Origin of the sequence: Massilia paldalensis (genome assembly GCF_044901715.1) — a bacterium.
GTDB classification, from domain to species: domain Bacteria; phylum Pseudomonadota; class Gammaproteobacteria; order Burkholderiales; family Burkholderiaceae_D; genus Telluria; species Telluria paldalensis.
Genome location: NZ_JBJCIU010000002.1, coordinates 729586 through 741870 on the forward strand (window position 1 = coordinate 729586; position 12285 = coordinate 741870).

Below are 12285 nucleotides of genomic sequence, written 5' to 3' on the forward strand. Positions count from 1 at the left end.
CCGCGACCTGGCTCAGGCCGCCGCTTCGTCCTGGCGCGGGGGCAGGGCGATCTGGTTGTCGACGCTGAACTGGTAATCCTTGAACACGTGCTCGGCGGACAGGATCTGGTAGCTGCCGTCGGCCAGCTTGTGGGTCGTGTCCTTCAGGCGGTAGGTGGTCGAACCGCAGGTCCAGCAATTGAAGTTGCGCATGTGCGTGCACAGGCAGGTCTTGTCGAAGACCTGGATGTTCTTCGATCCGGGGTTGGCCATCACTTCGCGGTTGTACGAATTGATGTAGGCGCAGTTGCCGGTGGCGTCCAGCAGGTAGCCGTAGGATTCGCAACCGGGGCGGATGCCGGAGCCGATCGCCGGCGTCTGCTTGAGCATGCGCATCGGATAGCCGGTCGGCGACACGCCGTTGACGATGATGTCGTCCTCGGTGGCACGGATGTATTCCTGCTTGACCTCGTCCGGCAGGCCGCATTCGTGGGTGATCGTGAAGCGGGTCGCCACCTGCACGCCGGCCACGCCTTTTTCCAGGAAGCCGACGGCGTCGCTGCCCGTGAAGATGCCGCCCGCGGCGATCAGGGGGATGTCCAGCTGCTCGGCCTTCATGAAGGCCAGCAGTTCGTCGACGATCGTGTGCAGGTCGTAGTCCTGCCAGTCGTCGATGCCGAAGCCCAGGTGGCCGCCGGCCAGCGGACCTTCGACGACGAGGAAGTCGGGCAGGCGGTCCAGGCGCGAGACCTTGCGCAGGAACAGCTGCAGCGCGCGCACGGAAGAGACGATGGTGCCCAGCTTGGCATCGCGGAAGCGCGGGTGGTCCTTGATCAGCTCGAAGGAACCGAGGTGCAGGCCGGCCGACATGGTGATGCCGTCGATGCCCGCGTCGAGCGCGGCCGACAGGCGCGTGCGCAGCGTTTCCTTCGGCGCGTTCATGGTCAGCTTTTCCATGCAGTTCACGAAGATCAGGCCATCGCCCTTCTTCGCCGCCATGGTCGCGCCCACGTGCAGGCGCGTCGCCTCGGCCAGGCGGTCGAGGTCGAATTTCACGGACGACTTGTCCATGTTGTTGATGTTGGCCTTGTAGAGCTTGGTCTTTTCCTTGACGAAGCTGGTATCGAACTTGCGGTCCGACACGTCCGGCACCATGGCGTCGGAAATGTGGCCGATGCCGCCGAGGCGGGCCGCTTCGAGGGCGAGCTCGGACGTCGAAATATCCACGCCCATTCCGCCGATCATGATGGGCACGTATTCCTTGTTGCCCATACGCAGGCGGAAATCATCAACACGTTTCATTGCTATCCTTAAACTACCGAACTATCGACCTGGCGCGCGTCGCCGGAACCGGCGTGCCGGCGCAACCCGCATTCTACCTCAGTGCAGGCGTGGCCCGAGAGGGCTTTTTGTCCCATCGAGCGAGCACGACCGTGCGAAAACAGGCCGTGCCGCGCCGTGCCGGACTGGAGCAGGGTGCCGGACGCTCAGTCGCGGAAATTGTTGAATTCCAGCGGCAGGTCCTTGACATCCTTGCGCAGCAGGGCGATCGCTTCCTGCAGGGTGTCGCGGTCCTTGCCCGTCACGCGCACGGTCTCGCCCTGGATCGAGGCCTGCACCTTCATCTTGCTTTCCTTGATGATCTTGGTGATCTTCTTGGCGTCCTCGGTCTCGATGCCGTTGCGCACCTTCAGCACCTGCTTGACCTTGTCGCCGCCGATCTTCTCGATCTTGCCTTCGTCCAGGAAGCGGACGTCGACCTTGCGCTTGGTCATCTTGCCCAGCAGGACGTCGCGTACCTGGCCCAGCTGGAAGTCGGCGTCGCCGAACAGGGTGATCTCGCGTTCCTTCTGCTCGACCTTGGCCGAGCTGCCCTTGAAGTCGAAACGGGTGCCGATTTCCTTGTTGGATTGCTCGACGGCGTTCTTGACTTCGACCATGTCTGCTTCGCAGACCACATCAAACGATGGCATCGTGTTATTCCTTTATTCGTAGCTTGCCCTTGGGGATGGCAGTATTTTAACGGACAACGCCACCGTGAGCCTACCCGGGGCGGGATCGCCTTATAATCTCGGCAAACTTCCAGCCCCAGCCATGCAAGCCGACCTGCTTTCCTCCGACGTCCAGCTCCAGAGCTTCAACACCTTCGGCATCCCCGCCCGCGCGCGCCATTACCTGCGCGTGACCGATCCCGGCCAGCTCGCCGCCATCGCCGCCGACCCGGCCCTGGCCGCACTGCCGCGCCTCGTGTTGGGCGGCGGCAGCAACCTCCTGATCACGGCGGATACCGTCGAGCGCCTCGTGCTGCACATGGGCCTGATGGGCAAGGAGATCGTCGGCGAGACGGCCGATGCGATCCTGGTGCGCGCCCGCGCCGGCGAATCCTGGCACGGCTTCGTCGAATGGACCATCGCCCAGGGCCTGGGCGGGCTGGAGAACATGGCGCTGATCCCGGGCACCGTGGGCGCCTCGCCGATCCAGAACATCGGGGCCTACGGCGCCGAGGTGAAGGACCGCTTCCATGCGCTGACGGTGTTCGACTTCGCCACCGGCGCCACGCGCGCGATGGACGCCGCCGCCTGCCGCTTCGGCTACCGCGACAGCGTGTTCAAGCACGAAGAGGGCCGCGACCTGGTGGTGCTCGACGTCACCTTCGCGCTGCCGCGCGCCTGGGGGCCGAACCTGCGCTACGCCGAGCTGGCCAACGCCTTGCAGGAGGCCGGCATCGCCGCGCCCACGCCGCGCCAGGTGGCCGACGCCGTCATCGCCGTGCGCCGCCGCAAGCTGCCCGACCCGGCCGTCATCGGCAATGCCGGCAGCTTCTTCAAGAATCCCGTGGTCGGCCCCGAGCACTGCGCGCGGCTGCTGGCGGCGTGGCCGGACCTGGTGCACCACGTGCAGCCCGACGGCACCGAGAAGCTGGCGGCCGGCTGGCTGATCGACCGCTGCGGCTGGAAGGGCAGGTCGCTGGGACGTGCCGGCGTGTACCCGAAGCAGGCGCTGGTGCTGGTGAACAATGGCGGCGCCGACGGCGCGGAAGTGCTGGCGCTGGCGCGGGCGATCCAGCACGACGTGCAGGAACGCTTCGGCGTGCTGCTGGAGCCCGAGCCGGTGATGGTGTAGTCGGCAGCGACATCGTCGTCCCGGCGCAGGCCGGGGCCCAAGTACGAAGTGCCGCCGCCGGCGCATGAATCGGACCCCGGCCTGCGCCGGGGCGACGTATCATCAGCGGGGTGAAAGTTGATCGGTGCGCGCGGCCTGCACCCGGTTTCTCCCGCCGCGCTTGGCCGCGTACAGCGCCGAATCCGCCGCCTCGATCAGGTCTTCCAGCGTCGCGTCGTCGTCCGGCACGGCGCAGGCCACGCCGACCGACATCGTGACGATGCCGCAATCGGCGCGCGGGTGCGGCATGACCTGGCGTTCCAGCTCGGCGCGGCAGGATTCGGCCAGCTGCAGCGCGCCGGCCAGGTCCGTGTCCGGCAGCAGCAGGGCGAATTCCTCGCCGCCGTAGCGCGCCGCCAGGTCGGCCGGGCGCTTCAACTGGGCCGTCAGCACGGCCGCCGCTTTCTTGAGGCACAGGTCGCCGGCCGGATGGCCGAAATGGTCGTTGTACAGCTTGAAGCTGTCGACGTCGCACAGCAGCAGCGCCAGCGGCGAACCGCGCCGGCGGCCGCGCTGCCATTCGAAGCGCGCGGCCTCGTCGAAGCGGCGGCGGTTGGCGATGCCGGTCAGGCCGTCGAGCGCGGCCAGCTTCTGCAATTCCTCGTTGGCCCTGGCCAGCGCTTCCTGGCTCGCGCGCAGCGAGCGGTAGGCGGCGTCGCGCTGCAGCAGGCGGATGTAGCCCGCCGAGTGGTGGCGGATGCGCGCCACCAGTTCCAGGCGGTCGGGCAGCTTGACGAGGTAGTCGTTGGCGCCCAGCTCGAAGCCCTGCGCCTTCAGGCTCGGTTCCTCCTTGGTCGACAGCACGATCACGGGCACGTCGCGCAGCTGCTCCTCGGCGCGGTAGGCGCGGATCAGCGCGAAGCCGTCCGCGTCCGGCATCACCAGGTCCTGCAGGATCACGGTCGGGCGCCACGCGAGCGCGGCGGGCAAGGCCTCGGCCGCCGTCGCCACGGCGTGGAAGGCGATCTCGGGATGGCCGGCCAGCATGCGTCGCACGGCCTCGGCGATGATGCGCTGGTCGTCGACCAGGAGGACACGCATCTGGTCGTCGATGGCGTCGGAAGGGGCGGCGGTGCTGGAACTGTCAGACATGGAAAATTCGGTAAAAACGGAAAATGGCCGCCGTAGTCACGACGGATCGACCATTTTAACTGGTAAAGCTTGCGCGATCTCATCCAGTGGCAGTATCCGTGCGGCGGCGCCGTTCTCGGCGGCGGCGCGCGGCATGCCGTACACGGCGCTGCTGGCTTCGTCCTGGGCGATGGTGGCGTGGCCGGCCTCCCGCATGGCCAGCAGGCCCGCCGCGCCGTCGCGGCCCATGCCGGTCAGGAGGACACCGATGGCGCCGCGCTCCCAGTGGCGCGCGACGGAATGGAAGAACACGTCGATCGACGGCCGGTAGATCTCGTCGCGCGGGTGCTCGTCGTAGCACAGGCGGTGGCCGGGGGCCAGGCGCAGGTGGTCGTTGCTGGCGGCGACCAGCACGACGCCGCCCTCGAGCACGTCGCCGCCGGCGATCGCGCGCACCTTCGTCTTCGATTGCTCGCCCAGCCAGCGCGCCAGGTGCACGGCGAATTCCGGATCGATGTGCTGCACGATGATCGTGGCCGTGTCGGGCGGCGGCCGCCATGCCTTCAGCAGGCGCGCCAGCGCCACCGGGCCGCCGGTCGAGGCGCCGATCGCCACCAGGCGCTTGACGCCGGCCGTGCCGGTCGGCGCGGGCGGCGCGCCGCCCGTGACCAGCTTGCCGATGGTGCGGATCTTCGCGAGCAGCGCTTCCTCGCCTCCCTGGCCCAGCAGCACCGGCGTGGCGGTGACGTCGAGGGCACCGGCGCCGAGCGCGCGGAACACCTGGTGCACGTGGTCCTGCGGCTGCGCCGTCACGACGAGGATCGCGCACGGGCTGTCGCGCATGATGCGGCGGGTGGCCTCGACGCCGTCCAGCAGCGGCATGGCCAGGTCCATCAGCACCAGGTCGGGCGGCAGGTCGGCGCACAGGCGCACGGCGTCGACGCCGTTGCGCGCGATCCACGCGAGCTGGTGCTCGCCGCTCGCCGCGATCGCGCGCCGCAGCGCCTCGGCGGCGGTCGGGCTGTCGTTGGCGATGGCGATCCTCACGGCGCGCCTCCGTGCCGTTCGCCCTGCACATGGCCGTGCGCGTCGCCGACCAGGTCGCGCACGGCGTCCAGCAGCGAGGCGTCGTGGAAGGCGCCCTTGGCCAGGTACCAGTCGGCCCCGGCCTCCAGGCCGCGCGCGCGGTCTTCCGGCCGGTCCTTGTACGACACGATCATCACGGGCAGGCGGTGCAGGCGCGGGTCGCTGCGGATGCGTCCGACGAGGCCGATGCCGTCCAGGCGCGGCATGTCGATGTCCGTGATGACGAGGTCGTAGTCGCCGGCGCGCAGCTGGTTCCAGCCGTCGATGCCGTCCAGCGCCACGTCGACCCGGTAGCCGCGCGCGGCCAGCAGCTTGCGCTGCATCTCGCGCACCGTGAGCGAGTCGTCCACCACCAGCACGCGCCGCGCGGCGGCGCCGAGGCCCGCCGGGCCCACGCCCGTCGCCCCCAGCTGCAGGCGCGCGCCTTCGCCGAGCAGGCGGGCGATCGACAGCAGCAGGTCGGGCACGTCCAGGATCAGCACGGGGGCGCCGTCGTCGAGCAGGGCGGCCGCGGCCACGTCGCGCAGCTTGCCGAACACGGGTTCGAGCGGCTGCACCGTCAGGCCCTGTTCGCCGTGCACGGCGTCGACGACGAGGCCGTAGCGCTCGCGCGCGGCGCCGATCACGACGACGGCCAGCTCGTCGGCGCCCGCCGTCTCGCCCAGGTCGAGCACCTGGCCGGCCGGCACCAGGCCCACGTGCTCGCCGTCCAGCTCCAGGAAGGCCCGGCCTGACAGCGTGCGCACTTCCGCGGCCGGCAGGCGCAGCACGCGCTCCACGCGCGCGATCGGCAGCGCATACGCTTCGCCCAGCACGTCGACGACGAGCGCGCGCACGATCGATTGCGTCAGCGGCAGCGTGACGAGGGTGGCGAAGCCGGCGCCGGGGCGCGACTCGGCGCGCACGCTGCCATTCAGGCGCTGCACGGCGGCGTGCACGATGTCCATGCCGACTCCGCGCCCGGACAGCTCGTTCGGCGTCTCCTTCAGCGAAAAGCCGGGCAGGAACAGGAACTCCATCAGCTCCGCCTGCGACAGGGCCGGCGCGAACGCGGGCGCGGCCAGGCGGCGCGCCACGGCGGCGCTGCGGATGCGTTCGGGATCGATGCCGCGGCCGTCGTCCTCGACTTCCAGCACCAGCATGCCGCCGCGGTGGCGCGCCTCGAGGCGGATGGTGCCGTGGGCCGGCTTGCCCGCCGCCACGCGTTCGGCCGGCAGTTCCATGCCATGGTCGACGGCATTGCGCAGCAGCTGGTTCAGCGGCGCTTCCATCCGGTCCAGCACGGCGCGGTCGACGAGGACGTCGGCGCCGCGGATCTCCACGCGCACGTCCTTGCCCAGGCCGCGCGCCAGGTCGCGCACCATGCGCGGCAGCGCATGCACGCCGTCGCCGAAGCGGCACATGCGCAGCAGCTGCAGTTCGTCGAGCATGCGCGTGGACAGGTTCACGGCCTGCCGTTCGTGCTGCTCGGCGTCGGCGATGTGGCGCCAGGTGGCGTCGCGCAGCGGGCGCATGCGGTCCAGCGCCAGGCGCGCCAGGTCCAGCAGGCGCGTGTCGCCGTGCGCGAGCGCCGCGTCGTGCAGCTGTTCCAGCGTGTCGGACAGCATGCGCTGCTGGCGCTTGTCGCGCTGCAGGGCATCGATCCACGGGCGCAGCCGGCCGGCCTGCAGGCGCGCCTGGCCGGCCAGCGTCAGCAGGTCGTCGCTGGCGGGAGCGGCCGCGTCGGGGACGGGGGGCGGCGTGGACGTGGATGCCGGCGCGGGTGCGGCTTGCGCGGGCGGCGGCACGGGCGTAGGGGCCGGCGCAGGTACAGGTGCGGGTGCCGGTGCAGGTGCGGGTGCCGGTGCCGGTGCAGGCGTCGGTGCGGCGGCAGGAGCCGCGGGACCGCGTCCGCGCAGGCGGCCCAGTGCCGTCACGGTCGCGTCGACGGCGGCGCCCGCGCCTTCGTCCTCGACGGACAGCTTCTGCATCAGGTCGACGGCGCCCAGCAGCGTGTCGATGTCGGCCCCGCCCAGGCGCAGGCGGCCGTGCTGGGCGGCGACGAACACGTCTTCCAGGGCGTGCGCCAGCCTTACGGCCGGCTCCAGGCCGACGATGGCGGCCGCGCCCTTGATCGAGTGGGCCGCGCGCATCAGCGCTTCCAGCGTGGCCGCATCGGCCTCGCCCCGTTCCAGCAGCAGCAGGCCGTCGGTCAACGCGCGCGCCTGGTCCTGCGCCTCCAGGCGGAACAGCTCCGTCATCGAAAAGCCGCTCAGGTCACCGTCCAGGCTCATCGCAGCAATCCTTCCAGTTGGCGCTCCAGGCGCGGGGCGTCGAGCAGGCCCGCCTCGATGGCGCTGTCGGCGACCACGCCGGCCAGCAGCGGCAGCGGCGCATGGTCCACGGTGGCGGCGGCCGGGCGCACGGCGGCGGCGGCGTAGCGCACCACCCCATGCACTTCATCGACCGGCAGCGCGAACGGCTGGGCGCGCGCGCCCGCCGCCAGCACCAGCAGCCGGGCGAACGCATGGCGGCCCAGCGGGGGCGGCACGCCATCGGTATCGATGCCCAGCAGGCGCGCCGGCGACACGGCCGGCACCAGGCGTCCGCCGACGTTGACGATGCCCAGCAGCGCCGAACCCGGACTGCTGCGATGCGGCAGCCGGTGCACGGGCGCCAGCGGCGCGACCGACTGCGCCAGCACCAGCGGCACCGCGAGCCATTCGTGGCCGACGCGGAACGCCATCGCGGCGCTGTCGGTCGCCTGCGCGGGCGGTTCCGGGCGCGCCAGTTCGCGCGCCCACATCTCGCGGTAGGCCGGGTCGACGGGGCGCTGCAGGCTGCGCTGCGCGGCCTCGGCATACTTGCCGCAGTTGCGGCAATGGACGTGCACGGCCAGCTCGGCGCAGCTGGCGTCGCCGGCCACGCCGATGCGGCGCCAGCAATCGTTCAGGACGTGCGCGTTCATGCCGGGCCTCCGCGCCGTTCATAGGCCTGGGCGGCGCGCCGGCGGAAGCTGGCGCCGCGCACGGCATCGCCCAGCTGCTCGTGCAGCAGCGCCAGGCTGCACAAGGCTTCGTAGTGCTGCGGGTCGAGATAGGTGCAGCGGCGCCAGCAGCGTTCGGCGGCGCGGGTGCGGCCGGCCGCTTCGTCGATGGCGCCGAGCAGGAACCAGGCGTCGGCCAGGTCCGGCTGGCGCGCGAGCAGGCCGCGGCACAGCGTTTCCGCTTCCGCCATGCGGCCGGCATCGGCATGGCGCCGCGCCTGGGCCAGCTGGTCCTGCGGCGTGGCGCGCGCACGCACGGGGGCCGCCGCGGGCGCGGTTGGCAGCGGCGCCGGCGGGGCGGGGCGCGCCGGCGGACGCGCCGCCGGCGCCGGAGCCGCCGCCGGCGCGTTGCCTTCCTTGCGCAGCGCGAAGACCTGGCGCGATCCCTGCGAGGTGAAACCGTTGCGGCACAGCGCCGGCGCTTCCGCATAGCCGGACAGCAGCAGGCCGTCGTCGGCCAGCAGCGCGGACAGGACGGCGGCGGCGCGCCGCGTCGCGTCCTCGTCGAAATAGATCAGCAGGTTGCGGCAGAAGACCACGTCGTAGCGTCCGGCCAGCGCGGCGGCATCGATCGACGCGGCGTCCAGGTCGAACAGGTTGGCCTGGGCGAAGCGTACGTAGGCGCGCACGTCGGCGTTCACCGTCCACTGTCCGTCCGCGTGCGTGAAATGGCGTTCGCGGAAGGCGAGGTCGGTGCCGCGGAAGGCGTTGCGGGTGTAGCGGCCGCTCCTGGCGCGCGCGATCGCCGCATGCGACAAATCGAAGGCGTCGATGCGGCAGCGGCGCGGATCGACCCCGGCGCGCATCAGCGACATGGCCATCGAATACGGTTCCTCGCCGCCCGCGCAGGGCAGGGACAGGATGCGCAGCCGGGCGTCCGGACGGGCCGCCAGGCGCGCGCGCACGAAGCGCAGCGCTTCCTCGAACACGGCGGGATCGCGATACATCCACGACTCCGGCACCACCAGCAGGTCGAGCAGGGCGTCGAAGGCGGGCGTGCCCGGGGCCGGCGCATGGGCCGCGCGCGCGGCGGCATCGTGCGGGAACAGCTCGCGCAGGGCGCGCGCGAGGTCGGCCTCGGTGAGGACCAGGCCCGTGGCTTCCTCGATGGTGCGCAGCAGGCTCATGGCGCCGGCTCCCCGAACAGCAGCCGTTCGACCTCGGGGGCCAGCAGGCGCTGCGGATCGAGCAGCTGGACCATGCCGGCGCCGTCGCCGGCGCTGCTGCCCACTGCGACGGGGCCGAGCCAGGGCGCGGCGGCGACGCCGCCGTCGGCCAGCGCGGGGCCGAGGTCGGCGACGCCCGTCACGCGCTCGGCCTTCAGCCCGAGCCGGCGCAGGCGGCCCAGCGCCGGCACCTCGACGAGCAGGAAGCGGGTGTCGTAGCGCACCGCGTCCGGCGGGGTGCCGGCCAGGCGCGACAGGTCGATGACGGGCACCGGCTCGCCATGCAGGTCCAGCAGGCCCGGCACGTAGTGGGGCGCGCCCGGCAGCGCCTTCAGGCGCGCCACCGGCAGCACGCGCTGCACCGCCGCCAGGGGCAGGGCATAGCGTTCGCGCCCGATATGGAACATCATCGCCTTCATCTCATGGCCTCGCCGTCGCCCGCGTCCGCCATCACATGTTCACGGCGAAGGTGGCGACCGACTGCTGCAGGTCGCTGGCGGCGTACTGCAGCTGGTGCACGGCCTCGCTGGTGGCCTTGAGCGAATCGACGGTCTGCTGGCTGGCGTCGGACAGCTGCATCATCGTCTCCGAGATCTGCGAGGCACCCACGGCCTGCGACTGCATCCCCTGCAGCACCAGGTCGAAGCGCGGCGCCAGCTTGCGCACCTGGTCCATCATGCCGGACAGCTGCTCGGCCACGTGGCGCGCTTCTCCCACGCTCCTGCGGATCTCCTCGGAAAACTTGTCCATGCCCATGACGCTGGCCGACACCGCCGACTGCATCTCCTTGAGCATCTGCTCGATGTCCCAGGTCGACACCGAGGTCTGGTCGGCCAGGCGCCGGATCTCGCTCGCGACCACGGAGAAGCCGCGGCCCGCCTCGCCGGCCTTTTCGGCCTCGATCGCCGCGTTCAGCGACAGGATGTTGGTCTGGTCCGCGACCTTGGTGATGGTGGTCAGCACGCCCGTGATGTTGTTGGCCTTCTCGGACAGCGCGGCCAGCTTGGCGCCGATGGAATCGGTCGCCGCCACCATCTGCTGCATGGTCTGGTCCATGCGCTTGAGGTTGTCCTGGGCCTCGGCGGTGGCGGTGGTCGTGTAGTCGGCGACCTCCGTCGCTTCCTCCATCGTGCGCAGCAGCTGCGAGGTGTTGGCCGAGATCTCGCGCGTGGTCGACAGCACCTCGACGCTGGTCTGGGCCTGTTCGATGCCCGTCGCTTCCTGCTGGCGCGCGGAGGCGGCGATCTGGGTCGCCGACGTCGTCACCTGGATGCCGGCGCGTTGCACGTTGGTGAGCAGGCTGCGCAGGTTGCCGAACATGGCGGCCAGGCCTTCGCCCAGGCGCCCGATGGCATCGTCGCCGCGCACGTCGATGGTGCCCGTCAGGTCGCCGCGCGCGGCCTTGGACACGGTGCCCAGCAGCGCGTCGACCTTGGCGCGCAGCTCGCGCGAGACGGCCAGCTCCTTGGCCTGGCTGTCCTCGATGGCCTGGGCCATGCGGTTGAATTCGATCGCCACCTGGCCCAGCTCGTCGCGCGACATCACCTCGGCGCGCGCGCCCGAAGTGCCTGCCGCGATCTGGCGGCTGGCTTCCGTCAGGCTGGCCAGCGGGCGCGAGATGGCGCGCACCAGCAGCATCGACACGAGGATCGCCAGCAGGACGCAGGCCACGCCGCCGCTCGTGATCAAGGTGTTCATCGACTGGCGCAGCGCCGCCGTGTCGTGCTGGCGCTGGGCCAGCAGGCGGTTTTCCTCGCCCTCCACGTCGGCCAGCAGCTGGCGCATGGTCGCCACGGTGGCGGTGCCCGCCATCACGGCCGCCTCGTTGCGCGCGGCGATCGCCGCGAGGCCGCCGTTGCCGCCATTGCCGGCGCTGCGGCGCAGGGCGATCTGGGCGTTGATCGCGCGCTCGATCCACGACGTCATCGTCGTGTCCAGCTGGGACAGGCGGGCCTGTTGCGCGGGATTGTCGGCGGTCAGCTCGACGGCGCGCTTGAGGTGCTTGCGCGCGTTGGCGTATTCGGTGGCGATGGGCGCGACCAGGGTCTCGTTCCCCGTGATCAGGTAGCCGCGCGTGGACGCCTGGACCTGCAGCAGCGAGGTGGCGATCTGGTCGGTCTGCAGCAGCACTTCCAGCGTGTGGCGGTTCCAGCCGTTGGCCTCGGACAGCTTGGCGAAATTGTTATAGGCGAGGATGAGCAGGAACAGGATGATCGCGACGATGGTCGCGAAGCCGGCGATCAGTTTGTTCTTGATGCTCAAGTGCTGGAACATGCGTACTCCGTATCTGGGGGATCTTGCGGGAATTTATCATCCCGCGTGCATGAGCGGAGCAGCCGAAGAGTAAAAAACCTCAGGAAACTAGACGGCGAGCGCCGCCAGCGCCCCCAGGCCATGGCGTAAACGCGCCTTATTGCATTTTTCATCACCGATCTCGACCTCGCTGCAGGGCGAGGGGCGCTGCGCGTACACGGTGCAGAGGACCGCGCCGTCGCTGCCTGTCCGCAGCGCCGCGCAACGCGGTTGGGACGCGTTCGTGCCCGCCATGCAGGCGATATGGGGCGTGACCTGTTCGGTCATGGCCGGCGGCAGGCCGTCCGCTTCGGCCCAATAGAAGGACACGCGGTAGCTCATGCAGCAGGCGCCGCAGGCCAGGCAGGGGTTGGTACCGGTCTCGCTCATCGACAAGGACTCAACGAATGCAGGGTGGGAAATGGTAGCGCGGACGCCACAGACTGCCAAGCCGATCGACGATTGCACGAGATTGATAAAACAAATGAGAATGATTCGCGTTTA

General features: G+C 70.6%; 11 protein-coding genes. 1 reads left to right on the forward strand and 10 read right to left on the reverse strand.

All coding sequences use genetic code 11. From position 1 onward, the window contains the following. Positions 1–12 precede the first annotated feature (12 nt). Together ACI1V7_RS12955 and ACI1V7_RS12960 are read right to left on the reverse strand one after the other, a co-directional pair. On the reverse strand, positions 13–1281 hold the full coding sequence (locus ACI1V7_RS12955; RefSeq protein WP_404532160.1) for a nitronate monooxygenase: 1269 nt from the start codon (positions 1279–1281) through the stop codon (positions 13–15). A 185-nt stretch (positions 1282–1466) separates the two neighbouring features. Further along, positions 1467–1952: a YajQ family cyclic di-GMP-binding protein gene (locus ACI1V7_RS12960; RefSeq protein WP_404532161.1), complete on the reverse strand. Its 486-nt coding sequence runs from the start codon at positions 1950–1952 to the stop codon at positions 1467–1469. Positions 1953–2073: 121 nt separating this feature from the next. Between ACI1V7_RS12960 and murB the strand changes: the two genes are divergently transcribed. Further along, the gene (gene murB, locus ACI1V7_RS12965; protein WP_404532162.1) at positions 2074–3102 is read left to right on the forward strand and encodes a UDP-N-acetylmuramate dehydrogenase; all 1029 of its coding nucleotides are present in this window, start codon (positions 2074–2076) and stop codon (positions 3100–3102) included. A 102-nt stretch (positions 3103–3204) separates the two neighbouring features. Here murB and ACI1V7_RS12970 read toward each other — a convergent pair whose 3' ends face one another. The 8 genes from ACI1V7_RS12970 to ACI1V7_RS13005 form a co-directional block, all read right to left on the reverse strand. Further along, positions 3205–4233 (reverse strand): diguanylate cyclase, encoded by a 1029-nt coding sequence (locus tag ACI1V7_RS12970; protein WP_404532163.1) that lies wholly within the window; start codon positions 4231–4233, stop codon positions 3205–3207. A 36-nt stretch (positions 4234–4269) separates the two neighbouring features. Next, positions 4270–5259 (reverse strand): chemotaxis-specific protein-glutamate methyltransferase CheB, encoded by a 990-nt coding sequence (gene cheB, locus ACI1V7_RS12975; protein WP_404532164.1) that lies wholly within the window; start codon positions 5257–5259, stop codon positions 4270–4272. Beyond that, on the reverse strand, positions 5256–7571 hold the full coding sequence (locus ACI1V7_RS12980; RefSeq protein WP_404532165.1) for a hybrid sensor histidine kinase/response regulator: 2316 nt from the start codon (positions 7569–7571) through the stop codon (positions 5256–5258). The genes cheB and ACI1V7_RS12980 overlap by 4 nt, the downstream gene beginning before the upstream one ends. Continuing rightward, positions 7568–8245, reverse strand: coding sequence for a chemotaxis protein CheW (locus ACI1V7_RS12985; RefSeq protein WP_404532166.1), 678 nt, complete (start codon positions 8243–8245; stop codon positions 7568–7570). The genes ACI1V7_RS12980 and ACI1V7_RS12985 overlap by 4 nt, the downstream gene beginning before the upstream one ends. After that, positions 8242–9450: a CheR family methyltransferase gene (locus ACI1V7_RS12990; RefSeq protein WP_404532167.1), complete on the reverse strand. Its 1209-nt coding sequence runs from the start codon at positions 9448–9450 to the stop codon at positions 8242–8244. The genes ACI1V7_RS12985 and ACI1V7_RS12990 overlap by 4 nt, the downstream gene beginning before the upstream one ends. Further along, positions 9447–9899, reverse strand: a complete 453-nt coding sequence (locus ACI1V7_RS12995) for a chemotaxis protein CheW (protein WP_404532168.1) — start codon at positions 9897–9899, stop codon at positions 9447–9449. Before ACI1V7_RS12995 ends, ACI1V7_RS12990 begins: the two co-directional genes overlap by 4 nt. A gap of 40 nt (positions 9900–9939) precedes the next feature. Next, the gene (locus ACI1V7_RS13000) at positions 9940–11763 is read right to left on the reverse strand and encodes a methyl-accepting chemotaxis protein (RefSeq protein WP_404532169.1); all 1824 of its coding nucleotides are present in this window, start codon (positions 11761–11763) and stop codon (positions 9940–9942) included. Between the two features lie 87 nt (positions 11764–11850). Continuing rightward, entirely contained in the window at positions 11851–12171 is a 321-nt protein-coding gene (locus ACI1V7_RS13005) for a YkgJ family cysteine cluster protein (protein ID WP_404532170.1), read from the reverse strand. Between the last annotated feature and the right edge of the window lie 114 nt (positions 12172–12285).

Coding starts and splice junctions, on each gene's coding strand:
- ACI1V7_RS13000 (WP_404532169.1), bottom strand. CDS start 11,763: ATGTTCCAGCACTTGAGCATCAAGAACAAACTGATCGCCGGCTTCGCG.
- ACI1V7_RS13005 (WP_404532170.1), bottom strand. CDS start 12,171: ATGAGCGAGACCGGTACCAACCCCTGCCTGGCCTGCGGCGCCTGCTGC.
- ACI1V7_RS12955 (WP_404532160.1), bottom strand. CDS start 1,281: ATGAAACGTGTTGATGATTTCCGCCTGCGTATGGGCAACAAGGAATAC.
- ACI1V7_RS12990 (WP_404532167.1), bottom strand. CDS start 9,450: ATGAGCCTGCTGCGCACCATCGAGGAAGCCACGGGCCTGGTCCTCACC.
- murB (WP_404532162.1), top strand. CDS start 2,074: ATGCAAGCCGACCTGCTTTCCTCCGACGTCCAGCTCCAGAGCTTCAAC.
- ACI1V7_RS12980 (WP_404532165.1), bottom strand. CDS start 7,571: ATGAGCCTGGACGGTGACCTGAGCGGCTTTTCGATGACGGAGCTGTTC.
- ACI1V7_RS12995 (WP_404532168.1), bottom strand. CDS start 9,899: ATGATGTTCCATATCGGGCGCGAACGCTATGCCCTGCCCCTGGCGGCG.
- ACI1V7_RS12960 (WP_404532161.1), bottom strand. CDS start 1,952: ATGCCATCGTTTGATGTGGTCTGCGAAGCAGACATGGTCGAAGTCAAG.
- ACI1V7_RS12970 (WP_404532163.1), bottom strand. CDS start 4,233: ATGTCTGACAGTTCCAGCACCGCCGCCCCTTCCGACGCCATCGACGAC.
- ACI1V7_RS12985 (WP_404532166.1), bottom strand. CDS start 8,245: ATGAACGCGCACGTCCTGAACGATTGCTGGCGCCGCATCGGCGTGGCC.